The organism is Pseudomonas sp. JR33AA (assembly GCF_021378985.1).
Lineage (GTDB): Bacteria > Pseudomonadota > Gammaproteobacteria > Pseudomonadales > Pseudomonadaceae > Aquipseudomonas > Aquipseudomonas alloputida.
Genome location: NZ_JAJSAW010000012.1, coordinates 1 through 24309, shown reverse-complemented (window position 1 = coordinate 24309; position 24309 = coordinate 1). Strand labels below are relative to the sequence as shown.

General features: G+C 54.9%; 18 protein-coding genes. 14 read left to right on the top strand and 4 right to left on the bottom strand.

What is annotated here, in order from left to right:
* Positions 1 to 17: 17 nt before the first annotated feature.
* The 8 genes from atpA (at position 18) to LVS58_RS18380 (ending at position 9934) form a co-directional block, all read left to right on the top strand.
* Positions 18 to 1562, top strand: a complete 1545-nt coding sequence (gene atpA / locus LVS58_RS18415) for a F0F1 ATP synthase subunit alpha (protein WP_010955887.1) — start codon at positions 18 to 20, stop codon at positions 1560 to 1562.
* A 48-nt stretch (positions 1563 to 1610) separates the two neighbouring features.
* Complete coding sequence (gene atpG / locus LVS58_RS18410; RefSeq protein WP_003253195.1) at positions 1611 to 2471, top strand: F0F1 ATP synthase subunit gamma; 861 nt, start codon at positions 1611 to 1613, stop codon at positions 2469 to 2471.
* 27 nt (positions 2472 to 2498) lie between these two features.
* Positions 2499 to 3875: a F0F1 ATP synthase subunit beta gene (gene atpD, locus LVS58_RS18405; protein ID WP_003253197.1), complete on the top strand. Its 1377-nt coding sequence runs from the start codon at positions 2499 to 2501 to the stop codon at positions 3873 to 3875.
* A 43-nt stretch (positions 3876 to 3918) separates the two neighbouring features.
* On the top strand, positions 3919 to 4338 hold the full coding sequence (locus LVS58_RS18400; RefSeq protein WP_010955886.1) for a F0F1 ATP synthase subunit epsilon: 420 nt from the start codon (positions 3919 to 3921) through the stop codon (positions 4336 to 4338).
* A 118-nt stretch (positions 4339 to 4456) separates the two neighbouring features.
* Positions 4457 to 5824, top strand: a complete 1368-nt coding sequence (gene glmU, locus LVS58_RS18395; protein ID WP_233692233.1) for a bifunctional UDP-N-acetylglucosamine diphosphorylase/glucosamine-1-phosphate N-acetyltransferase GlmU — start codon at positions 4457 to 4459, stop codon at positions 5822 to 5824.
* A gap of 189 nt (positions 5825 to 6013) precedes the next feature.
* Positions 6014 to 6790 carry a DeoR/GlpR family DNA-binding transcription regulator gene (locus LVS58_RS18390; RefSeq protein ID WP_233692232.1) on the top strand — a complete coding sequence of 259 codons (777 nt, stop codon included), beginning with the start codon at positions 6014 to 6016 and terminating at the stop codon, positions 6788 to 6790.
* A 3-nt stretch (positions 6791 to 6793) separates the two neighbouring features.
* A complete protein-coding gene (glmS, locus tag LVS58_RS18385; RefSeq protein WP_233692231.1) occupies positions 6794 to 8629 on the top strand; it encodes a glutamine--fructose-6-phosphate transaminase (isomerizing) in 1836 nt (611 codons plus the stop codon).
* 159 nt (positions 8630 to 8788) lie between these two features.
* Positions 8789 to 9934: a TniQ family protein gene (locus LVS58_RS18380; protein ID WP_233692230.1), complete on the top strand. Its 1146-nt coding sequence runs from the start codon at positions 8789 to 8791 to the stop codon at positions 9932 to 9934.
* 50 nt (positions 9935 to 9984) lie between these two features.
* Here LVS58_RS18380 and iteS read toward each other — a convergent pair whose 3' ends face one another.
* Together iteS and iteA are read right to left on the bottom strand one after the other, a co-directional pair.
* Complete coding sequence (gene iteS / locus LVS58_RS18375) at positions 9985 to 12264, bottom strand: S8 family anti-phage peptidase IteS (protein ID WP_233692229.1); 2280 nt, start codon at positions 12262 to 12264, stop codon at positions 9985 to 9987.
* Positions 12215 to 13393, bottom strand: a complete 1179-nt coding sequence (gene iteA, locus LVS58_RS18370) for an anti-phage ATPase IteA (RefSeq protein WP_019470297.1) — start codon at positions 13391 to 13393, stop codon at positions 12215 to 12217. The genes iteS and iteA overlap by 50 nt, the downstream gene beginning before the upstream one ends.
* A gap of 200 nt (positions 13394 to 13593) precedes the next feature.
* Between iteA and LVS58_RS18365 the strand changes: the two genes are divergently transcribed.
* Entirely contained in the window at positions 13594 to 14853 is a 1260-nt protein-coding gene (locus tag LVS58_RS18365) for an abortive infection family protein (RefSeq protein ID WP_039582309.1), read from the top strand.
* A 36-nt stretch (positions 14854 to 14889) separates the two neighbouring features.
* On the opposite strand, the gene LVS58_RS18360 is transcribed toward LVS58_RS18365, so the two are convergent.
* On the bottom strand, positions 14890 to 15282 hold the full coding sequence (locus tag LVS58_RS18360; protein WP_233692228.1) for an antitoxin Xre-like helix-turn-helix domain-containing protein: 393 nt from the start codon (positions 15280 to 15282) through the stop codon (positions 14890 to 14892).
* Positions 15283 to 15419: 137 nt separating this feature from the next.
* The gene (locus LVS58_RS18355) at positions 15420 to 17063 is read right to left on the bottom strand and encodes a TnsD family transposase (RefSeq protein WP_233692328.1); all 1644 of its coding nucleotides are present in this window, start codon (positions 17061 to 17063) and stop codon (positions 15420 to 15422) included.
* A gap of 618 nt (positions 17064 to 17681) precedes the next feature.
* On the opposite strand from LVS58_RS18355, the gene LVS58_RS18350 reads away from it, so the two are divergent.
* The 5 genes from LVS58_RS18350 (at position 17682) to LVS58_RS18330 (ending at position 24113) form a co-directional block, all read left to right on the top strand.
* Positions 17682 to 18641 carry a hypothetical protein gene (locus LVS58_RS18350; RefSeq protein ID WP_233692227.1) on the top strand — a complete coding sequence of 320 codons (960 nt, stop codon included), beginning with the start codon at positions 17682 to 17684 and terminating at the stop codon, positions 18639 to 18641.
* Positions 18638 to 20638 (top strand): transposase, encoded by a 2001-nt coding sequence (locus LVS58_RS18345; protein ID WP_233692226.1) that lies wholly within the window; start codon positions 18638 to 18640, stop codon positions 20636 to 20638. The genes LVS58_RS18350 and LVS58_RS18345 overlap by 4 nt, the downstream gene beginning before the upstream one ends.
* Positions 20639 to 20640: 2 nt before the next feature.
* Complete coding sequence (locus LVS58_RS18340; protein WP_233692225.1) at positions 20641 to 21984, top strand: ATP-binding protein; 1344 nt, start codon at positions 20641 to 20643, stop codon at positions 21982 to 21984.
* A 199-nt stretch (positions 21985 to 22183) separates the two neighbouring features.
* Positions 22184 to 22831, top strand: coding sequence for a hypothetical protein (locus tag LVS58_RS18335; protein WP_233692224.1), 648 nt, complete (start codon positions 22184 to 22186; stop codon positions 22829 to 22831).
* 112 nt (positions 22832 to 22943) lie between these two features.
* Positions 22944 to 24113, top strand: coding sequence for a reverse transcriptase domain-containing protein (locus tag LVS58_RS18330; protein ID WP_233692223.1), 1170 nt, complete (start codon positions 22944 to 22946; stop codon positions 24111 to 24113).
* Positions 24114 to 24309: the final 196 nt, after the last annotated feature.

Sequence of the window (24309 nt, the reverse complement as noted above, 5' to 3'; positions counted from 1 at the left end):
GAAGGGGCAGCAGAGCAATGCAGCAACTCAATCCTTCCGAAATTAGTGAAATCATCAAGGGCCGCATCGATAACCTCGATGTGAGCTCCCAAGCCCGTAACGAAGGTACCGTCGTTTCGGTATCCGACGGTATCGTGCGGATCCACGGTCTGGCCGACGTCATGTACGGCGAAATGATCGAGTTCCCTGGCAGCGTATACGGCATGGCCCTGAACCTGGAGCAAGACTCCGTAGGTGCAGTGATCCTGGGTGCCTATGACACCCTCGCCGAAGGCATGAGCGCCAAGTGCACCGGCCGCATCCTGGAAGTTCCGGTTGGTAAGGAACTGCTGGGTCGCGTCGTTGACGCACTGGGTAACCCTATCGACGGCAAAGGTCCTCTGGGCAACACCCAGACCGACGCAGTCGAGAAAGTCGCTCCAGGCGTGATCTGGCGTAAGTCGGTAGACCAGCCTGTACAGACTGGTTACAAATCCGTCGACGCCATGATCCCTGTCGGCCGTGGCCAGCGCGAGCTGATCATTGGTGACCGTCAGATCGGTAAGACCGCCATGGCCATCGACGCCATCATCAACCAGAAAGACTCCGGTATTTTCTGTGTTTATGTTGCTGTCGGCCAGAAGCGTTCCACCGTTGCCAACATCGTTCGCAAGCTGGAAGAAACCGGCGCCCTGGCCAACACCATCGTGGTCGTTGCCAGTGCTTCGGAATCCGCCGCGCTGCAGTTCCTGGCACCATACGCCGGCTGCACCATGGGCGAGTTCTTCCGCGACCGCGGTGAAGACGCACTGATCGTTTACGATGACCTGTCCAAGCAGGCCGTTGCCTACCGCCAGATCTCCCTGCTGCTGCGCCGTCCACCAGGACGCGAAGCATACCCAGGCGACGTGTTCTATCTCCACTCCCGTCTGCTGGAGCGTGCATCGCGCGTTTCGGAAGAGTACGTCGAGAAGTTCACCAACGGTGCTGTCACTGGCAAAACCGGTTCCCTGACCGCTCTGCCGATCATCGAAACCCAGGCTGGCGACGTTTCCGCGTTCGTTCCGACCAACGTGATTTCCATCACTGACGGTCAGATCTTCCTGGAATCGGCCATGTTCAACTCGGGCATCCGCCCTGCAGTGAACGCCGGTGTTTCGGTATCCCGCGTAGGTGGTGCCGCTCAGACCAAGATCATCAAGAAGCTGTCCGGTGGTATTCGTACCGCTCTGGCTCAGTACCGTGAACTGGCTGCATTCGCCCAGTTTGCATCCGATCTGGACGAAGCGACCCGCAAGCAGCTGGAGCATGGTCAGCGCGTTACCGAGCTGATGAAACAGAAGCAGTACGCGCCGATGTCCATCGCGGACATGGCTCTGTCGCTGTACGCCGCTGAGCGTGGCTTCCTGATCGACGTAGAAGTCTCCAAGATCGGCAGCTTCGAGCAAGCTCTGATCGCCTTCTTCAACCGTGATCACGCTGAACTGATGGCGAAGATCAACGTGAAGGGTGACTTCAACGACGAAATCGACGCAGGCCTGAAAGCCGGTATCGAGAAGTTCAAGGCCACCCAGACCTGGTAAGCCGCAGCGGGGGCTCAGGCCCCCGCTTGCTAACCTGATAGGTGATACATGGCAGGCGCAAAAGAGATTCGCAGTAAGATTGCGAGCATCAAAAGCACGCAAAAAATTACCAGCGCCATGGAGAAAGTGGCGGTCAGCAAGATGCGCAAGGCACAAATGCGCATGGCTGCTAGCCGTCCTTACGCGGAACGTATCCGCCAGGTGATCGGTCATCTGGCCAACGCCAACCCGGAATACCGCCACCCGTTCATGATCGAGCGCCCTGTAAAGCGCGCCGGTTATATCGTGGTGAGCAGTGACCGTGGTCTGTGCGGTGGCTTGAACACCAACCTGTTCAAGGCCCTGGTCAAGGACATGAGCGCAAACCGCGAACAGGGCGTGGAAATCGACCTGTGCGTGATCGGCAGCAAGGGTGCGACTTTCTTCCGCATCTTTGGCGGCAACGTCGTAGCAGCGATCAGCCACTTGGGCGAAGAGCCATCGATCAACGATCTGATCGGCTCCGTCAAAGTGATGCTGGACGCCTACCTGGACGGCCGTATCGATCGCCTCTCGGTGGTTTCGAACAAGTTCATCAATACCATGACCCAGAAGCCGACGGTCGAGCAATTGGTACCGTTGGTGGCAACCCCGGATCAGGATCTCAAGCATCACTGGGACTACCTGTACGAACCCGACGCAAAAGAGCTGCTGGATGGCTTGATGGTGCGCTACGTGGAGTCGCAGGTATACCAGGCGGTGGTCGAGAACAACGCTGCTGAACAAGCGGCCCGGATGATCGCCATGAAGAACGCCACAGACAACGCCGGTGATTTGATCAAAGAGCTTCAGTTGATCTACAACAAGGCGCGTCAGGCTGCGATCACCCAGGAGATCTCGGAAATCGTCGGCGGCGCTGCCGCGGTTTAACGGTTCACATATTCAGAGGATCCAGCTATGAGTAGCGGACGTATCGTTCAAATCATCGGCGCCGTCATCGACGTGGAATTCCCACGTGACGTCGTGCCGAGTGTATACAACGCGCTTAAGGTACAAGGCGCGGAAACCACCCTGGAAGTTCAGCAACAGCTGGGCGACGGTGTGGTTCGTACCATTGCGATGGGCTCGACCGAAGGCCTGAAGCGCGGTCTGGATGTCGTCGACACCGGCGCTGCCATTTCCGTTCCAGTTGGTAAGGCCACCCTGGGCCGTATCATGGACGTACTGGGCAACCCGATCGACGAAGCCGGCCCGATCGGCGAAGAAGAGCGTCGCGGTATCCACCAGCCAGCGCCTTCGTTCGCTGACCAGGCAGGCGGCAACGACCTGCTGGAAACCGGCATCAAGGTTATCGACCTGGTTTGCCCGTTCGCCAAGGGTGGTAAGGTTGGTCTGTTCGGTGGTGCCGGTGTCGGCAAAACCGTAAACATGATGGAACTGATCCGTAACATCGCCATGGAACACAGCGGTTACTCCGTGTTCGCTGGTGTGGGTGAGCGTACTCGTGAGGGTAACGACTTCTACCACGAGATGAAGGACTCCAACGTTCTCGACAAGGTAGCGCTGGTCTACGGTCAGATGAACGAGCCACCAGGAAACCGTCTGCGTGTAGCGCTGACCGGCCTGACCATGGCTGAGAAGTTCCGTGACGAAGGTAACGACGTTCTGCTGTTCGTCGACAACATCTATCGTTACACCCTGGCCGGTACCGAAGTATCCGCACTGCTGGGCCGTATGCCTTCGGCAGTAGGTTACCAGCCGACCCTGGCTGAAGAGATGGGCGTTCTGCAAGAGCGCATCACCTCCACCAAGGAAGGTTCGATCACCTCCGTACAGGCCGTCTATGTACCTGCGGACGACTTGACCGACCCGTCGCCAGCGACCACCTTCGCCCACTTGGACGCCACCGTCGTTCTGTCCCGTGACATCGCCTCCCTGGGTATCTACCCAGCGGTCGACCCACTGGACTCGACTTCGCGCCAGCTGGACCCGAACGTGATCGGCAACGAGCACTACGAGACCGCTCGTGGCGTTCAGTATGTTCTGCAGCGCTACAAAGAGCTGAAGGACATCATTGCGATCCTGGGTATGGACGAACTGTCCGAAGCCGACAAGCAACTGGTAGCCCGCGCTCGTAAGATCCAGCGCTTCCTGTCGCAGCCGTTCTTCGTGGCAGAAGTCTTCACCGGTTCGCCAGGCAAGTACGTTTCCCTGAAAGACACCATCGCTGGCTTCAGCGGCATCCTCAAAGGTGACTACGACCACCTGCCAGAACAAGCGTTCTACATGGTCGGCAGCATCGACGAAGCGATCGAGAAAGCCAAGAAACTGTAATTCCTGCGCCCCGCAAGGGGCGCTATCAGGTTGAGGCAAGCAGATGGCTATGACAGTCCATTGCGATATCGTCAGCGCGGAAGGAGAGATCTTCTCCGGCCTGGTCGAGATGGTGGTTGCGCACGGTAACCTGGGTGATCTTGGTATCGCTCCAGGCCATGCGCCGCTGATCACCAATCTCAAGCCTGGTCCGATCACGCTGACCAAGCAGGGTGGCGCACACGAGGTGTTCTACATCTCTGGTGGTTTCCTCGAGGTTCAGCCGAACATGGTCAAGGTGCTTGCCGATACCGTGCAACGTGCTGCAGACCTGGATGAAGCTCAGGCTCAGGAGGCCCTCAAGGCTGCCGAGAACGCCCTGAATCTGAAAGGCGCGGACTTCGACTACGGTGCCGCCGCCGCACGTCTGGCCGAGGCCGCAGCCCAGCTGCGTACCGTCCAGCAAATGCGCAAAGGCAAGTAATCGGCCAAGGCTGATAACTTCTGTTGCGATTGAGTAAAAGGGTAGCCTCGGCTACCCTTTTTCTTTTTCTGTTTTTTCCCCCGGTCTTTCACTGACCGCCCAGGATTGGTAGCCAGTAATGTCACTCGATATCGTTATTCTCGCCGCCGGCCAAGGCACCCGCATGCGCTCGGCGCTGCCCAAAGTGTTGCACCCGGTAGCCGGCAATTCCATGCTCGGCCATGTTATCCACAGCGCGCGCCAACTTCAGCCGCAAGGTATTCATGTGGTCATTGGCCATGGTGCCGAGCTGGTTCGCGAGCGCCTGGCCGCTGACGACCTGAATTTCGTCATGCAGGATAAACAGCTGGGTACCGGTCATGCTGTTGCCCAGGCACTGCCAGCGATCACCGCTGACACCGTGCTGGTGTTGTACGGCGACGTGCCGTTGATCGAAGTGGAGACCCTGCAGCGTCTGTTGGCGAAGGCTAACGATCAGCAGTTGGGACTGCTGACAGTCACCCTCGACGATCCGACCGGCTATGGCCGTATCGTGCGTGACGAGCAGGGCAAGGTAACTGCCATCGTTGAGCACAAGGACGCCAACGACGCGCAAAAAGCGATCAAGGAAGGCAACACCGGAATTCTGGCGCTGCCAGCCGCGCGCCTCGCCGACTGGATGGGCCGCCTGTCGAACAACAACGCCCAGGGTGAGTACTACCTGACTGACGTAATCGCCATGGCAGTGGCCGACGGCTTGGGGGTAGCAACCGAACAGCCACACGACCCTATGGAAGTGCAGGGCGCCAACGACCGCCGCCAGCTGTCCGAGCTGGAGCGTCACTACCAGTTGCGTGAAGGCCGCCGTCTGATGGCTCAGGGGGTTACCCTGCGTGACCCGGCACGCTTCGATGTTCGTGGTGAAGTGAGCGTTGGTCGTGATGTGCTGATCGACATCAACGTGATTCTCGAAGGCAAGGTGGTTATCGAGGACGATGTGCAGATCGGCCCTAACTGCGTGATCAAGAACACTACCCTGCGCAAAGGCGCGGTGGTCAAGGCCAACAGCCACCTCGAAGGCGCTGTGATGGGGGAAGGCAGCGATGCTGGCCCGTTCGCCCGCCTGCGCCCAGGGAGCGTACTGGACGCCAAGGCCCATGTGGGTAACTTTGTCGAACTGAAAAACGCCCACCTGGGTGAAGGGGCCAAGGCTGGTCACCTGACCTACCTGGGTGATGCCGAAATCGGTGCGCGCACCAATATCGGCGCCGGCACCATCACCTGCAACTACGATGGCGCCCACAAGTTCAAGACCGTGATGGGTGAAGACGTGTTCATCGGTTCGAACAACTCGCTGGTGGCGCCTGTTGAAATCAAGGCCGGCGCGACCACAGCAGCCGGTTCGACCATCACCCAGGCCGTAGAAGCGGGTGATCTGGCTGTAGCCCGTGCGCGCCAGCGCAACATATCGGGCTGGAAGCGCCCGGAGAAGATCAAGAAGAGCTGAGTTATTCACAGCCGTTTCGATCGAAAGCCGACTTATGTGAATAAGTCGGCTTTTTTATTGGTGCTGCAGCGCCTGTAGCACCGCGTCAATGCAAAGGCAAACTATCCACAGGACAGCGACAGCTTGACGAATCGCTCGTCTTAGGTTTTGATTGCAATCACTAACTTTCGAATCGAAACTTAAACGCACATGTCGAAACGAAACACACCACAGCGGCGACACAATATTCTGGCTCTGCTCAGCGAGCAGGGTGAGGTGAGTGTGGATGCGTTGGCCAAGCGTTTCGCCACCTCGGAAGTGACCATTCGCAAAGACCTCGCCGCCCTGGAAACCAACGGCTTGTTGTTACGCCGCTACGGTGGTGCGGTGCCGGTGCCGCAAGAGTTGCTCGGTGAACCGGCACAACCGGTGTCTTCCTATAAAAAGGCCATTGCGCGCGCCGCCGTGGGGCGTATCCGCGAACATGCGCGCATTATCATCGACAGCGGCAGCACAACGGCGGCAATGATCCCCGAACTGGGGCGCCAGCCAGGCCTGGTGGTGATGACCAATTCGCTCAATGTGGCCCGTGCAATCTGCGACCTCGAACACGAGCCGGTGCTGCTGATGACCGGCGGCACCTGGGACCCGCATTCCGAATCGTTCCAGGGCCAGGTCGCGGAGCAGGTACTGCGCTCCTACGATTTCGACCAATTATTCATCGGGGCAGACGGCATCGATCTCGCCCGGGGTACCACTACCTTCAACGAGCTGCTTGGGCTGAGCCGGGTTATGGCCGAAGTTGCCCGTGAAGTGATCGTGATGGTCGAGTCGGACAAGGTGGGGCGAAAGATCCCTAACCTCGAGCTGCCCTGGAGCAGCGTGCACACCCTTATTACAGATGAACGCCTGCCAGCAGCAGCGCGCGAACAAATTCAAGCCCGCGGCATCAGCCTGATCTGCGCCGCGATCAGCCAGGAGCAATAAAACATGTGTGGAATCGTTGGTGCTGTCGCCGAGCGTAATATCACAGCCATCCTGATCGAAGGCCTCAAGCGTCTTGAATACCGCGGTTACGACAGCGCCGGTTTGGCTGTACTCACCCAGAACGGTGAACTGCAGCGCCGCCGCCGTATCGGCAAGGTCAGCGAGCTGGAGCTTGCTGTTGCTGATGACCCATTGGCAGGCCAACTGGGTATTGCCCACACCCGATGGGCTACCCACGGCGCGCCGACTGAAGGCAACGCCCACCCGCACTTCTCGGGCAATGACGTGGCCGTGGTGCACAACGGCATCATCGAAAACCACGAGGAACTGCGCGAAGAGCTGAAGGGGCTGGGCTATGTCTTCAATTCGCAGACCGATACCGAAGTCATCGTCCACCTGATCCACCACACCCTCAAGAGCATTCCAGACCTGACCGACGCCCTGAAGGCTGCGGTGAAGCGCCTGCATGGCGCTTACGGCCTCGCGCTGATCAGTGCCAAGCAGCCGGACCGCCTGGTGGCCGCACGCAGTGGTAGCCCGCTGGTTATCGGCCTGGGCCTTGGCGAGAACTTCCTGGCGTCCGACCAACTGGCGCTGCGTCAGGTTACTGACCGCTTCATGTACCTGGAAGAAGGCGACATCGCTGAAATTCGCCGTGATCAGGTCTCTATCTGGGACCAGCAGGGCAATAAGGTCCAGCGCGAAACCGTGCAGTATCACGAGGGTGCCGAGGCTGCCGACAAGGGCGCTTACCGTCACTTCATGCTCAAGGAAATTCACGAGCAGCCAAGCGTTGTTCAGCGCACGCTTGAAGGCCGCCTGGGCAAGGACAACGTGCTGGTCCAGGCCTTTGGCCCCAAAGCTGCCGACCTATTTGCCAAGGTGCGCAACGTGCAGATCGTTGCCTGCGGCACCAGCTACCACGCCGGTATGGTTGCGCGTTACTGGCTGGAAAGCCTGGCCGGTATCCCTTGCCAGGTGGAAGTGGCCAGCGAGTTCCGTTACCGCAAGGTGGTGGTGCAGGCGGACACGCTGTTCGTCTCTATCTCGCAGTCCGGCGAAACCGCCGATACCTTGGCCGCGCTACGCAACGCCAAGGAGTTGGGTTTCCTTGGCAGCCTGGCGATCTGCAACGTGGGTATCAGCTCGCTGGTACGTGAGTCGGACTTGACCCTGCTGACCTTGGCCGGCCCCGAAATCGGCGTGGCTTCGACCAAAGCGTTCACCACCCAGCTGGTTTCGCTGATGCTGCTGACCCTGGCCTTGGGCCAGGTGCGCGGTACGCTGGAAGCCGGTGTCGAAGCTGAGCTGGTTGAAGAGCTGCGTCGACTGCCGACCCGCCTGGGCGAAGCCCTGGCCATGGATGCCACCGTCGAGAAAATTGCCGAGCTGTTCGCCGACAAGCACCACACCCTGTTCCTCGGCCGCGGTGCGCAGTACCCGGTAGCGATGGAAGGTGCACTCAAGCTTAAGGAAATCTCCTACATCCACGCCGAAGCTTACCCAGCAGGCGAGCTGAAGCACGGCCCGCTGGCTCTGGTGGACAACGATATGCCGGTGGTTACCGTTGCACCGAACAACGAACTGCTGGAGAAGCTGAAATCCAACCTGCAGGAAGTGCGTGCCCGCGGTGGCGAGCTGGTGGTGTTCGCCGACGAGCACGCTGGCATGACCAATGGCGAAGGGACCCACGTGATCAAGGTGCCGCACATTGCCGATGCCCTGGCGCCAATCCTTTACACCATTCCGCTGCAGTTGCTGTCTTACTACGTGGCCGTGCTTAAGGGTACCGACGTTGACCAGCCTCGTAATTTGGCCAAGTCGGTGACCGTTGAGTAACGGGCAGTCAGGTGTTGTTCAGATGATTTTGTGGAATTAAAGCTGTCGCCCAACAATTAAAACTGTCGCCGGTAGAGGGGAAGCGCTCGCTCCCCTCCATCTGGCGGTTACACCAGCCTCCCCGTGTGACCCCTCCCTTCCTTGTACTGGCGTTTTCACATGCCCCTCTCGATTCTGCCTGATGAAACTCTTCCGTCATACGTGAGAAGGAACCTGCTGCTCTATTGGGCCGAGCCCAAGGCAGAGATCTTCGAAGCCCTGCGTACCCGTCATGTGATAAAGACGGCCGAAGTGAGAAGGCTCGCAGCAGCCATCGGCTGGCCGGGGTGCTATGGTTTCAATCGGCTTGTTCACAATCACACGCTGAACGCAGCGTTCCACGTCATCAAAAGTGACTGGGATTTTGCCTACTCAGGCACTCAGTACCTTTCTGAGGGGGAGCACTTCAGTGAATGGGATGCTTCCTTCTGCCCTGAATGCGTTAGGGAAGACCTCAAGATCCACGGGTTTTCATACTGGAGGCGCTATGGCGCGTCAAAGGTGTCGGTGTGCCCCAAGCACAACGCTGTCTTGCTTAGGGATTGTCCTTTTTGCGGTAAGTTGTTCACTCGCATAGATCATGACCTTGATGTGATGTGGCGCACTTGCGGCGGCCGGCATCTCGCCGAAGCTGAAGTTGTTGCTAACCACGACCCATTGGCGCTCAAGCGTGCTGAGGTCTACCAGCGATTGTGCAGGTCGCCCCATATCATCTCTGGTTTGCATGCCGCCAAGGTGCTGCTGGATAAGGCTACCGCTTTGAGCCCGCAGCTCAGTGGCGAGGAAAGGTCAAAAATGCAGGCGATAGCCTCGACCATGAGCGATCTTGTACAGGGGTTCGCCGATGTGCCATCACCGAGCCTTGAAAGTCGAGCTGGGACCATCACAGCATTATTCATTCATGCTGTCGTGGCGCTCTATGACAGCTATGACGATTTCGAACGTGAATTAATGTCCCTAGCGGGGAGCGCTCGATGCACTGATTCGCTTTGGAGCAGCTATCGGATAGAGGACACAAAGTATGTCCACTTCGTAGAAGAAGACTATGTGCAAGGTTTGGGGGTTTGGTCCACCCCGCGCATTGTGTTGGATGACGTTGTAGTCCAGGTAGGTTGGCCTTGGCCTACATCCAAGCACTATCCCTGCTGCAACACCCTGCTGTCCATTCATGAAGGACCATCGCAGCGGAATACCACCGTCGCTGCTTCGCCCAGCATTCCCAAGATCGGTTTAGCAAAAGCGCGAGCTGTCGGGATCATAAAATAGACGCCGCAAGCCTTCACCCGCTGCGACGCCTAGTGCAGGCAGCCAATGTTCTACACTCGAATCGGTACGCGAACAGGTAGAGGAGTATGGACCCAGTTGCACTGGCTCAGCGCTTTGAGTCCTGCCGCGCGTACCTTTGGATCTCTATCCAGTGATCGCAAAGTTACGATTATGTTGACCGGCAACGCCTCTGTTAGCTCGGGTTCGTATGCACGTAGTCGAGCCTTTGCCTGTAATCCCCATTGCAGGACCGCTGTGCCGTTGGGGAATTTTGCCCTATGCACCTTCACTGGCGACCACTTACCTCCAGCGGAAATTTGAGCGATCTCATATCCGCTCTGGCCTTCATCGCTGTCCATTGGCACCATGCCTTGGATGGTATCTCCCGTTATCGCACCGAAGCTCAACTCAACGTTAGCGCGTACATATTCGCTGCCCGAGTTGGGGTCCAGTGGGGGGGCATATGCCGCCGTGATGATCACCTCGCCCCGAAATTTTCCGGCCTCAATCAAAACATCTGGGATCGGATAAGGCGTTTTCCGCCAGCGCATGTTGCCCGGTACCAGATTCGCCTGGAAAACGAGGGTGAAACTGTCGTCTGAATCGTAAAGGGCTTTAAGTACGTCTTCAGGGCGGCCTGCACCTAGATATCGGCGATGGTAAGAATCGTAATCAGGCGAAGAGAGCTGCGCTGCATGGATCATTAATGCCTTGACCAACGAAGGCGACGGATTTAGCGATGGACGCCCAGCCACAGCTTGCCATGCGTGGGCTGCCATGCACGATGCGAGGGGGGCCGCGTAACTCGTACCAAAACCCAAGCGCAGCTGATTGTCGGGCCACAAGACTTTGAGGCTAGCCGAGCCGGCGTTCCACGGAGCATGTACTCCTCCGCCCACATGCGTGATGTCTGGTTTCGGAGTGAAGACAGGGCCAGGACCACAACGCGAGTAAGGTGCCGGGTGGCCAATAGCGCTGAGCGCGCCCGCAGCATCAATGTGGGAGATCGAACCCACAGTTAATGCACGAACCGACTCCCCTGGACTCGAAATACGGTCAGCGAGCGTCGAAAACTTTTGCCATTCACGCCGAGGGAGGTCGTTGTAGTTGCCGGCAGCTACTACGAAGAGAACCTGGTACTTATCGCTGAGTTGGTCCAACGCCATGGCAATGTCACTGAAGTGGCTGTCGTCGCAAGCCTCACCACCAATCGATATGTTCCATACCTTCACATCCGGGCGCTTTTTCACGGCCGACTGAAGCCGCAGCTCCAGATCGGACATGTAAGAGCCAGAAACTTCCAACGCACAGACGTCATGTACGTACGCTGGCGTTGTTGGGATCCAAGCGTGCTTATCGTTGAAGAATGCCCCTCCGGCGACCAGAGAGGCTACCGCTGTTCCATGCTCATAATTGGTGTCTGGAGGTAGAACGTAGGGATCCCTCGATTTGACGAAGTGCTCAATCAGCTTCGCATCCGAGCTCACACCGGAGTCGAAGACGGCGACCGTGGGCAGCGTGACGGGTTGTGGAGTTGGCTGAGCTTGGGTGGCTACCGCGCCGCTCATAGGCATTTGGACAGTTGTAACGGGAAGGAAAAGCTTTTCCGCGTAAATTGTTCGAATGCCAGGGAAATCCAGTATCTGCTCAAGAGCATCGTCTTGGATCTTGTCCAGGTCTCGAATGCCAAATATCGGCAGGCCACGTCCTTGGTCGATTTGGACGAACGGCAGCGATAGGGACTTCAAAATCCGCACTAAGGTCTCGTAATTGAACGCGTTGAAGCTGCCCTGTTGGTACTGGAAGAGTCGCAAAACGGCACGACCATTTTCCAGGAGCCGGTGGCTTCCTTCCGGGTTTCGTCGTTGGCGATCCCAAGGCTCAATGGATTCGATCACACTCAGTTGGGATCGAATTTTCTTGGTGTCGCGGTGCAGGATCACACGATCAAACACGTCCAGACTGTTGGCAGAGGCCCCAACGAGCATCTCGTCAATCTGACCATGGCCAGCCGGCTGTAGCTTCGCTTCCTCTGCGACCAAGATGGGGCGGTGGGTTTTTGCGATTCCCTTTTCCCGCAGCTTGAGTACCAGGTGCGTCAAAGCCTGGGGATGAAGCACCTGCTCGCGGGAGAGCGCCGATGAAGCACCTGCGAGTGTTCTTGAAAGTGCCTGACGGTAAGCGGCGTTGACCTCTACGAGCTCTTTGCCACCACCGCCACCGCCACCCTCAATTGACGAGAGATCCCCAGGCTGAAACGGGACATGTATGAACGGATTCTCAACCCTCGCATTCAACAGCGGTTGCGCGGGCGTGTTCTTGCGGGCCACTACTGGTCTCCTCCTTGAGGATCTTCGTGATTTGCCTAGTCGACAGGTCGTACAGCCTTCCCAATGTTCTCAGGGAAAAGTACTTTGGTGCCCATCCATTAAGCCACCGAACTTCTGACTCGACAGTAGATAGCACTCGGCCACCAGTAAGTGCAAGATTTAAACCTAGGCGTCGGATGAGTTGGTTTTCATCGACGCTGGATGCGTTCGACAAAACAGCCCCGCGCTTGGTATCGAGGCAGACCTGTTCAATGTTTGCCCCTGTGATTCCGTCAGACAGCTGAGCTAGGACATCCAGATCCAACTGCTCGGCGCTGAACGGCTCCAGGTATTGTTTCCACAGCATTCGGCGCAATGCCAGGTCAGGCTCAGCCATAGGAATTCGGAAACTGAAACGGCGCCAGATGGCTGGGTCGAGCAACTGATCGTGATTGGTTGCAGCGACCAGAATGGTGCTCTCTGGGATGGCGTCTATGTTCTGCAGCAGTGCAATCACCACTCGCTGGAGCTCCCCGACATCACGTTCGTTCCCCCGAGCCCCCGCTAAGGCATCGAACTCATCTAGGAACAGTACACAGGGGCGCTGTTGGGAGTACTCGAACACCCTACGGAGGTTCCGGCTAGTCTGTCCTAGTAGACTGCTCACAAGCGTGTCGCAGCGGACCGTTAGCAGTGGCAATTCAAGGTGCCCGGCGATATACCGGGCAAGCTTAGTTTTCCCGGTACCGGGGGGGCCGTATGCCAGCAAGCGGCTCGGCATGGCAGCGCCCACGCGTGCAAGGTCGTCGTATCGGCGGATATTTGCCAGAAACTCCTGGATTCGATTCTCGACAGCACTGGGCAGCAGCAACGAGCCTTTATCAAGCGAAGGGGTGCTTACGTCCACCGTATGCAGATGGCTTTCACCATCTGTAGGCAGGTTCGAGAAGCTGAAACCATGGGCAGCATCCTGGGCACTGGCTAGCGCTGCAGGAGCCCGCGCAAGGCGCTCTCTGATCATTCGGGCTTGTCGTTTGTCGCCGTCACTCTCCAGTTTGTCTGCCAGGAGGCCGGCATAATTCGAGGCCATGCTGGCATTCGCCTTGAGAGCTCCGTCCAGGATCTTCAAGATTTCTGAGAGGTATTCCACGGGATGATTCGCTCAAAGGGTTATCTGTTTCGGATTTCGGCGTGAGTGTAGCGTATCTGGTCAAAATCGTTTCGCATTACTGTGCTTCTGATCCACTATAGTGACCTGTGGAAATTTGCATTTCTGTCGTAAGGTGGCGGCGCCCTAGGGCTATGGCCTGGGCGAGCGATGCCAATGGGATTGGCTTTTTTGAGGCAGGTATGGAGCAGAACGACCAAATCGAGCCGCTACTGGCGACCGTACATACTCTCCTGAGAGCAGATGGTGCGGATGATGCTGCCGAGATCGTGCAGAAATACCCCGCCGCAGCGGAGCAGACGGGGTATGACAATTGGAATGGCGGCACCAACTACTGGCACATCCAGTTCAAGATGCCTGCTTCTGACTATGCTCGCCTTGGCGCGAAACGCAGCCAGCTGGAAGAGCAGATCACAGCCAAGCTACGCACCGTTACCGAGCATCAGGAGAATGATTGCTACTCTGCAGTGATCGTCCCAGACAGGGAGTTCCGCGCTGATTGGCGGTCGTCGAGTCAGTCAGAACTGCCTAAAAAGGTGCGACAAAACATCTTGGATGGTCTGCGCTTGGAGGATGTCGACTGGAGCGGGCGGCTCAACGATGTGGAATTTTTGAGCCGGTTGTACGACCTGGAAGAAATGCCATCCACGGATAGCCGTTACAAGGATGCTGTTGGCGATATCTGGCAGCATCGCTGTAACAACGATGATTGGGAAAACGACTGGCTCTACAGCGACAGCCGCTTCCGCTTGGCTGAAGGGAGTGCCGATCACTTCCTGCGTTTTCTGTGTGAAATGGTCCATCCCTTGGTGCGACCCGATCGAAATGACGCGCTCAAGCTGGCGGAGCAGTTCAATGATCAACTGAAGGGCGCCGGATGGGAGCTGTATCAGGCTGAACTCATTGCTGGCCGACCGAGATTTGCGTTTCGGTCTCTAGAGCATAATGGTGGCCGCTCGGTACTCCGTGCTAAAGCTGTTGCAGATGCACTGAATGCAGGCTGGATGGCCAAGCAAATCGAACGTCTAGAGCTCGCCGTGGATACCGACCCGGAGTTGGCGATCGGCACCGCTAAAGAGCTTGTGGAGACCTGTTGCAAGTCGATTCTCACCAAGCGTGGTATCGCCTTCACCAAGTCAGACGACATGGGTGACTTGACGAAGAAGCTCACCAAAGCTCTTCAACTTGTGCCAGAGGGCGTAAGTGATGCTGCCAAGGGGGCTGAGAACGTTCGACTGATACTGCGCAACCTCACCCAGATCACGAGCAATCTGACACAGCTAAGAGGCCTTTACGGGACGGGACACGGAAAGGACGGCCAGTATCGTGGTCTTCAGCCGAGGCACGCTCGGTTAGCTGTTGCAGCGGCCGTCGCGTTTATCGACTTTGTGTCCGAGACGCACCGGCACCGGGAACACACGGAAAACGCCGAGAAAGCATGAACTGAGTAGGCGGTCCAAGGGGCTGACCGGCTAGGTTCAGCTCGACTGTTGGAGATGTTCAATTCGTCTGTAGGTCTCATAAAGCGAGATCATGTCCCCTTGGGCCATCACCTCCAGGGGAGAACGTCCTTCGAAGAAATCATTGGCATTATCCAGGTTTGGGAACCCTTGAACGTTTTCTTGATTTGCAAAGACCGTTCGCAACGCGGCATGAATGTTGAGCACCAAGCTGATTCGCTGCTGCTGATCCAGATCAAGGCGTACGCTGGCGCTGGAATCCCGTGAGATCTTCTGGCGGGTCGCGGTGGATAGGCGAAGAATGCTTCCGACCTGCTCGGTGGTCGCGTTCCATCCATCAAGAATTCGCAGGGCTGCCCTTAACCCTACGGTCAACTGATTTTGAGTGAGCTCAGCATTGGCGCCCGTCATTTGAAATCTCTCCATCACCGCGTATCTACAGCCCAAACCGCTGTTTGACTAGCTGATCATGAGGACCGGTTTCCTCACCACAAGCTTCTCGCCCATCTTCTCACCAGTCCAGGCCATCTGGAAATGGCTGCGGAAGATCATGAGGACTTGATGGCTTCAGTGCTGCCTCCAGCTGAAGCACTCCCACTGCCCTTTTGAACTGACGTGGTGATCTCTTGGAGAAAAGATCGGGTTAGCCCGTAGGCTTGTCTTTTTTGCAGAGCGCTGACCAGCCCTGGAAGCGCCAAATAAATTTGGTTTTTTTTCAATGGAAGCTCATGAGACTTCAGCAAGTTGTCAGCAGTCGATTTTAGCGCTTCTAGCAAATGCAGATCACGTTTGCTCCAATCAACGGCAGAGTGATTTCCGATTCGTCCGTTTGGAAGCCCTCTAAGCCTACTGGTCAGCCATTCCCTGTCGTTTCGGTAAAGCCAGACATACACTGCTGGGAGGCGGTATCTAATTTGCTTTGCGCTATCTTTCGAGAATGTCTTTACGGTGTTTTCCCAGATCGACCTTCTTTTAAATTTTTCGTTAGATATTGTTTTTTCTTTCCACGCATGGGCTACTGAAGGCTCTGATCGCATCAATTTGTTTACAGTCGAAATCGTTATGCCGAAATCCTCACAGAGGCTATATTTTGATTGACCCTGAGAAAGCCTGAGTAAGATAGTAGCTCTGATATCTTTTTTTAAAATCTTTGGTCGCCTAGCGGTTATAAATATTTCATCTGAGGTGGGATTTATCTCTTTGACACGGTTAACTGGATTAACAATGCCTGGCGAAACTTTTTTTGATGGCGTGTAAGAATTGACTATCTGATCGTGTAACTTGATGAAAGCAGCGACAGATCCAAATAGCCAAGTGATGAGCGTGAGGTGCTTCAAGGGGTGGACGTGCCCCCGTGGACTGCGCACAAGCCCCCTCAAAAATGTGACGGCCTCATCGGGGCTTCTGGGCATGCAACTGAAGGGCTGGTAGGCCTGAAGTCCACTGATGTGGAGCCAAAGCGCACTGGCGGCTGCCTCCTGTCCAGACCTGCGTTCACCGTACTGAGCCAACGCTGTCCTATACACAGCGTTGACAGCGCTTGGATCAAAAACCCTCTGGCATCCGAAAATTGATAAGCCGATGATTGCCTCGACAAGATCTTCCAGCACTTTCCGGGTCGCGGCTGTCGTTTCAATTCGAGGGGCAGGTAAGAGATCTTCTTCTTCGGGCAGTAACCACTCGAATTGACCTGACCACTGTCTATTCTTTGTACTTTCTCGGAGATACAAACCGTGCACATGGCAAATTGTCACCCCTGGATACTGATGAGATAGATGCCAGTAGGCCACGCCGACACGTATACGGTCGCATACCATACATGCAATACAAGCTTTTAAGGGGTGTTCCGCACCGAAGCGGTTTGTTAGCAAACCCAGACGGTACTTCAGTGATCCCAATCTCGGGCCTAAAAGTGCTTCCTTTGCAGCAAGCACATTTTTCTTAGATTGAAAGGGGAAGAAAAATGGAGCAATGGTGTGCTCGTTTATGATGGATTCAGGAGTACCCCAATGAGTAGTAAGTTTATTCAAAGCGCCTAAATTATAATTAAAATCGTGAACATACTTTTTAGGAGTGCCGAATAGCCACTCGGTAGTAGCGGCTGAGTCAATGCTGCAAAGGTACACATGCTGCCTGCTGCAGATGCTGAAGAAGGTTTCGTCTTCGAGCCAGTTTAATGCAAATCGCACCATGGCTTTCACCATCGCTCAATACATTAATTTTACCGATTATCATAGTAGGCGGTGTTGCGTTACGCAAAAAGCAGTTGGGAATGATAATCATTTATATAAATATATAATTCTCAGAATTATATATTAAGGTCTGCTACGAGCTCGCATTTAGGCAAGGTAAAAAGAGGGCGTGCCTGCACTAATTAACTTAATCCAGTTCCAACTTTTTATTGTCAGGTGGGAAAATGCAGCGGTACTATTGCCAGTTGTGCAGAAGCGGCATAGTGACCAGCATCAGGGCTGGCGATCTACGAAACCGCCACTTTTAGAATGATAGGAGATCACATGACATCTAGAAGCTAGCCAAGAGTGCTAATAGAAGTCAGGTAGACAAAGACCCCAGTGCGACCTGGGGTCTCTGTGGATAAGTCAGTTTTCGAAGCCTGACCCTTCCATTGTCTATCCCTTGCATGTGGGACGTCAAGTCCCGCACGACTTTGTTCATCCACAAGAAAGTTGGCGTTATCCACAGCACAAGGTGCTGGCGGAGGCCCGGCCGGCAAGGGTTTGCTGCAGTCCTGACAAATTATCCCCAGTCAGCGCTGCGGCTGCTTTCCCCACGACAAAGGGAAGAAAGACATGAACAGGCAGCATCAATTCGACCTCATCATGAGTCGACAAAGAGACTTTCAGTGGGGCGATCCGTACGTTCCTTCAACGTTGGCGGTTCCTCGAGAAGCCCCTAAAAAGTCTCGTATCTCGCGTCTGAACAGCCGAAAGCTCAATCGTGCTATCCATGCAATGTCCAACCCTGAGCGTGTTTTCATTCAGCTCGCTCTGCACTCTCCAAGCTTGCTTGATATGCATGAGCAACGAATGCTCTCGCCATACGAAGCTCGCCACCCGCTGAGTGGCCATCCGCTTATGAAGGGTAGGTTCCCGCCGCCTGTTCGTGGCACTGTAGAAATCGCCAAGGAAATCGGGTTTAAGCATTTCGAAGTAACAGTGCGGGTTGGAGGTGTCTGGCGCAGGATGCCGTTCCCATATCAAGGGGACCTACTCCTCTATTTGCTGGGTGCCAATGGCGTCCCTTACGTCGTGAATTGGACGATCAAGGATCAAGGCGCGGCTTTCGGTGAGCGGCGTCTGTCAAGCCTGAAGACCCCGGCACAGCAGCGGAAAGATCGAGATTACGCCGAGGGCCGAGCTGAACTGGAGGCGGCTTACTATGCAAGTGCTGGCATCAGGACGGTGAAAGCGTCTTTGGACAGCATTGCTCCTACCGTACAGGCCAACCTTGGCCTGATTTTTCCGATGCATGGCTTGTCGCTGTCCCACCCCATAGAGCTGCTGTCCGATTTCAGTGCAGAGGTCAAAGAATTCATCGCCAAGGGTGAGCCCGCCTTTTTGGTGATTTCTAAATTTAGTAAACGTTGGGGCGCTCCTAGCCAGTTTACGGCGCGGTTTTACCAAGACATTTGGGAAGGAAGGTTGAAGGTCAATTTCTTTCAGCCAATCCTCATTGATCACCCCTTGGAAACAGAGGGAGGTGATCTGCTGCAGGTATACGACTCGCTTTTTACGGAGCAAGTCTCATGATTACCGGCGCTCAGTTGATCGCACCCGAAGGGTTTGGGGAACTCTGCAAAGGTGTTACCTACTATTTTCTTGTGAACGATCCAAGCCATAACCGAGCTCGGCTAATAGAGTTCATCATTGGAAAAAATCCTGTTCCGATTCTGATAACTTTAACCTCAACTCAATTCGAAGAGGCCCTAGAGACCGGAGTACTTCTGGAAACCGGAGTGGTAGAAAAGTATCCGCCCTGGCTGAAACGTATCGAGGGTGTAGCCATATCCCACCTAGAGGAGTGTCGCGTTTCTGCCAAGGAATCCTATGACGAAAAGGTTAACCGTCGTTTCCTTGCGATTTCTGACCTAGTGCGCGACACCCAAAAGATTCTCATCAGCAAGAATCCAAACGCTGTGATCAATGCTCGCGCCAATGCCTCTATCCCTAGACAGAATGCTGCGCGGCTGCGTCTATGGTTCTACGCCTACATCACGTTTGGACGTAACAAGTGGGCGTTGATGCCACGAACTCACTGTATAGGTGGGTGGGATAGGACGGGACCCAATCGTACGGTAAAACTTGGACGGCCTTCGCCGTTGGGTAAAAAGGCAGGATATCCCTGCGATTTGGAAATGCAGAATAAAATATGCTCGGGATATGTCGAATTTACATCGCCATCCCATACTTGGGATAGAATTCGTCGTGAAATACTGATTAATGAATTTGGGTGTCGTGCGATTGAAAAATCAGGGGACTATATGTTTCGTCATCCCGAGGGGCTTCCTTTTCCATCCTTAGCACAAATTCAATATTGGATCAGAAAAAAATTCAGCTTAAGAAAGCGTGAAATCGCGCAGAAAGGTGCGAACAAGGCGCGCGCAAGGGCAGGCGACAAGGGAAGTTTTTCAGAAAAACTGATTAATGTTAATCAGCTTTCTGAGTTTGATGGGTACTACATTAGTGAAAAACTAAGCGGCCTGATTGAGGGCAGTGTAGTTGACTCCTTTTGTGTCGTTCGTGCAGTGTGCGGTGTATCAGGAGCCATCGTCGGAATTGGATTTTCCGAAGGTAGGGAAAACATGGAGTCCTATCGGATGTGTTTATTCTCCATGGCTTTGAATAAAGTCAAGTTCTGTGAGCTTTTTGGCGTTGAGATCGCGCCTGAACACTGGCCCTGCGAGGGCTTATCCGGTAGCGTCGTCTTTGATAGAGGCCCAGGTGCAAATTATGATGTCGAGCCACAGATTAACTGGCTCGGTGAACTTGAGCTCACTCCGGTATTTTCGGGTCAATCTAAATCGACAGTCGAGTCATCGCATCCGCGGGATAAAAAGGATCTGGAGCAGCCAGTAGTCATCCAAAGCAGACTGAATTTCGTCACCATGGCCAGGCGGGAGATCAGGCAGGTGTTGGAGGATAACCTAGGGTCTGATGCTACCGGTAGAATGGAGGAGGCCCTGATTCTGGCAGGAGTAAAGGCCACTCCTATCGGGGTTTGGAATTATTGGAGTGGACGTGGGCGTGATTCATCTATCGGGATGCAGTTCGAAACTGCCGTTAGATCCTTCCTTGCTCAGCATCCTGCAACCATCAAGCAAGACGCCGTGTATTTTTATGGCCGAAAATATAGGTCGCCCGAACTAGAAGCTGCAGGCGTTTTTGACCGAGTATCAAAAGAATCAGTGATACAAACAAGTGTCTACGTGCTTACCATGTGTGTTCGCCATATTTGGCTTGATCTAAACGGTGTTTTGTACGAGCTTGATATGGTACGCACTATTAGGACTCTTGATGGGGAAAGAGATATTTCTCTACGTAAGCTACAAGAAATTTATGGTCTCAGGCGCGCTGAAGTAGCTAAATTAATGGAACAGAGAGCGGCGTTGCAGCAGGTCCAGCGGGACGCTTTCAAGCATGAAACGGGAGAGGATTGGCAGGCAGTTAAGCGCATTAAGGGACGGCCGTCCAAAAGCGCAGCTTCAAAGCGTGATAAATCGGATTTCGATAGAAGCCGAGGAAAGTAGAGATGACCGGCTCACTGCAAGAACGCTTCACTTTCGCTATGGATAATGAATTTGTCCGGAAAGCAATTACTGTGAAGCCTGATCCCGTTTCTTCGCTAGCTAGTGCGGAGCCCCTTATGGCGGCAACAATACTAGCCGATGCATTGAAGCAATCGTTCATACCTAATCAATTTTCCCTAGATTTTATACATGAAATGGTTGGCCGAGCTTTTATGCATCATTGCTATGTTTTTCCAAACGAGGCCGAGCATCAGGCGAAGATTTATACTCCTCCCATAACGGAAGTTGTACCAATATGTCTAACGGGTTTGGCGGGATTGGGTAAGAGCCGTACAATTGATGCTTTGAAAAAAGTAATGCCGGCGCCATCTCAATTTCATTCGCCATACTTTGACGGGGCGCTGAATCTAGAATCCTACTGGTACGCAAGTGCGGAAGGAAAGGAAAGTGGCAAGAGCTTGCTCTTATGGTTTTTGTTTGGAGGCTCAGATCGCAAAAGTGGTAATTTTGATAGGCTACTGCTTGAGTGTCGGCGCCGTGCATACAGGGATATAGTTTCATTGCTATTACTTGATGAAACTCAGCACATCAGCCTAGGTTTAGGTATAGCGAGGATCGTTACTATTCTGCTGACATTGATGCGAATAGGCCCGCCAGCAGTTTTCGTATCTAACTTCAGTCTTGGGCATAAGCTCTTCAAACGCAACAATGAGGACAAGCAGCGTTTACTCCCCGAACCTCGGATCATGCTGCCCGATGAGGTTGGCAGTAAGGACTGGAAGGCATATGCAAATGAGTGCGTCAGAGTCAGCGGCGGTCATATTCGCACCCGAGGAAGAGATTTTGCCGCAGAGCTCCATCGATACACATTCGGGATTAAGCGGATCGCGGTGCATCTATTGAAGCAGGCATACATCGAAAGTCGAAAATCTGGACGGGCCTGGATTGAGATGGATGACCTCGGTAGCGCCTTTCGTTCTGCGGAGTTTTCCGCCAATGCGGGCGATGTCCAAGCTCTCCATAATTTGGCATTAGGTGAACGACGATTGCAGAAGGCTCGCCCCGATTTGTGGTGTCCGTTTGATCTGCCGACGGCTTATACGAGTAGCGTTGCACAGTCGGCCATTGCCGAGCGAGATAGACAGGTGGCCGAAACGATCTTCGATTCTGCCCTCAACGCGGCAGAGCGCGCCGCGAAGGCGCAAATTGTACAGCCTAGTGACAAAAGGCCTAGCAAAAGGTCTCGGAGGCCGCCTGCAGCAAAGCTGAGTGAGGAGGAACAGAAAAAACTGTTCTTCGAATATGAAAGCAGGGGTCAGAAGCCTTCTAAGCAGCAAACGCCCTGAGACAAATTCTATTAAGTATAGGGTGGCTATCCATTTGCCGTCTTCAGGTGGTCAAGCCCAGAGGTGTTGCTTGATCACTTGGCCCCCCGGTGAGCACCTTTGAGGCAAAGCAGGCTCTATCCCGCTCGGACGATTGTGGAATTTAAGGCTACCGGATAGCTTGTAGGTCACTGACGATAGCTCTCACAGAGACGCCGACATGTCCCTTGCAGCTCAAGAGCGTAGTGCTCTCTCAGCGTTACTTGCACGCACAGCTGACAATTCTGCTTTCTACACGCTGCTCACAGCGGCTGACGGGGTGCGCGAGATCAATGAGCTGGCAGGTCTTAAGGTTGACCCTCGGTATCGTTTGGTTCGTGTTGACCGTCGGCTGGGACCGGCAAAGAATGAGTTCGAAGTTGCCCTGGTCGACGATATCGAGATGTCAGTGGCCTTTTACGACAAGGTCACGCTCGGGTGTGTCCCAGAAGTCAGTAGCCGACTCCTTGCGCACAACTCAATCTGGCGATCGGCGAGTAGCCGTCATTCCCCAGCTCTCCGCGATATTTCACAGCAGGTGTTTTTCAACTACATCGTTCAGCACTACGACATCTTCCTAGCAGCGGACACGATGACTGATGGCGGCAATTTTAATTGGCACCGCCAGGTCTCTAGGGCGATTGAGAAAGGTCTCTACGCTTTCGTGTACGACCCAACAACGCAAGCCCTTCAGTCAATTCCAACGCAGGGCGCGCTCAACGATTTGCTGGATCTGGCATGGTCTGATGCCAATCATGAGGCCTTGCGAGCCGTTATCTCGCTTTCTCCTTTGGCCAGTCGTCTGGAAATAGACAATAAGCCCGTGTAGCGCTGCGTGTAGGTTTTGAATGCTGGTGACCGTTGCAGCAGAGGACCTACGTCAAGTCACTTACTGCAGCATCTGAGAAGATGGGGCCTGACCATGGTCCGGAGGGAGTGAAATGAAAGCCCATGCAGAGCGCTTGTGGGATGTAGTCATCATTGGCGGAGGACAAGCCGCCCTGGCAACGGCGTACTTCCTGCGCCGAACAGATCTCTCGTTCATCATCCTCGATGCCGAGCAGGGCGCCGGTGGTGCTTGGCGACACGGCTGGGATTCCCTGCGGCTATTCTCGCCGGCCACCTTGAGTTCCATTCCCGGTTGGATGATGCCGCCTGTGGAGGATGGTTATGGGTTTCGGCCGGGACGTAGCCAGCACGATGCGCTGGATGCGTTAACGGTCGCGCTGAAGGGCCAGAAGGTGAACTGGATATTGGATGCGGATATCACGTCGTTCTTTGATGAGATCGACCATGAATGGATGCTGATGTTTCTGGGACACCGGATTGCAGACCGGCGCCTGCTCGGGCTTATCTGCAAATGGCTTAAGGCGGGAGTTTTGGAGGATGGCCGTGGGGTGGCTGCGACCAAGGGGACGCCCCAAGGCGCAGTGATATCGCCGTTGCTGGCGAATATCTATCTTCACTACGTGCTGGATCTGTGGGCAAGGCAGTGGCGCCAGCGCCACGCCCGTGGCGATGTGATCGTTGTGCGCTACGCGGACGACAGTGTGGTGGGTTTCAGAACACAATGGCAGGCTCAGCAGTTTCTGGTGCAGTTGCAGGAGCGCTTGGTCAGGTTCGGTTTATCCCTCAACGCCCCGAAGACACGGCTAGTTGAGTTTGGTCGTTTTGCTGCGAGAAATCGTAGGAAGCGAGGGTTAGGAAAACCGGAGACATTTGACTTCCTGGGCTTCACACACTGTTGTAGTACCAATAGAAGCGGTGGGTTTCAAATACTGCGCCTGACGGTCAAGAAGCGAATGCGTGCGACATTACAATCCATTCGGGTCGCTCTAAATCGCCGCCGACATGAGCCTGTTCAAATCGTAGGCCGATGGCTTGGCAGTGTTGTTGGGGGATACTTCAACTATCACGCCGTGCCAGGAAACCTGTTACGTCTTGATGGTTTTCGAGTTGCGGTCTGCCGCTTATGGCGGCAAGCCCTCAAACGACGTAGCCAGAGAAACAGGCTTCAGTGGTCGCGATATGGACGCCTTGCCGACCTCTATATACCAAGGCCCAGAACCGTTCATCCTTACCCAGAGGAACGCTTCGCGTCACGTACCTGAGGCAGGAGCCGTATGCGGTAGTTCCGCACGTACGGATCTGTGCGGGGGGTGGCAGGTAACTGCCATCCCTACCGCGACCGTTCTTGCGAGCTGCGGTCGAATCAGGACTGGTGACCTCCACATCATCTGCAAGTTCGTTGGCGCGGAAATCATCTTTTGCGTAAATGAAGATATTCAGTCGCTAGGCTGTCGCAGG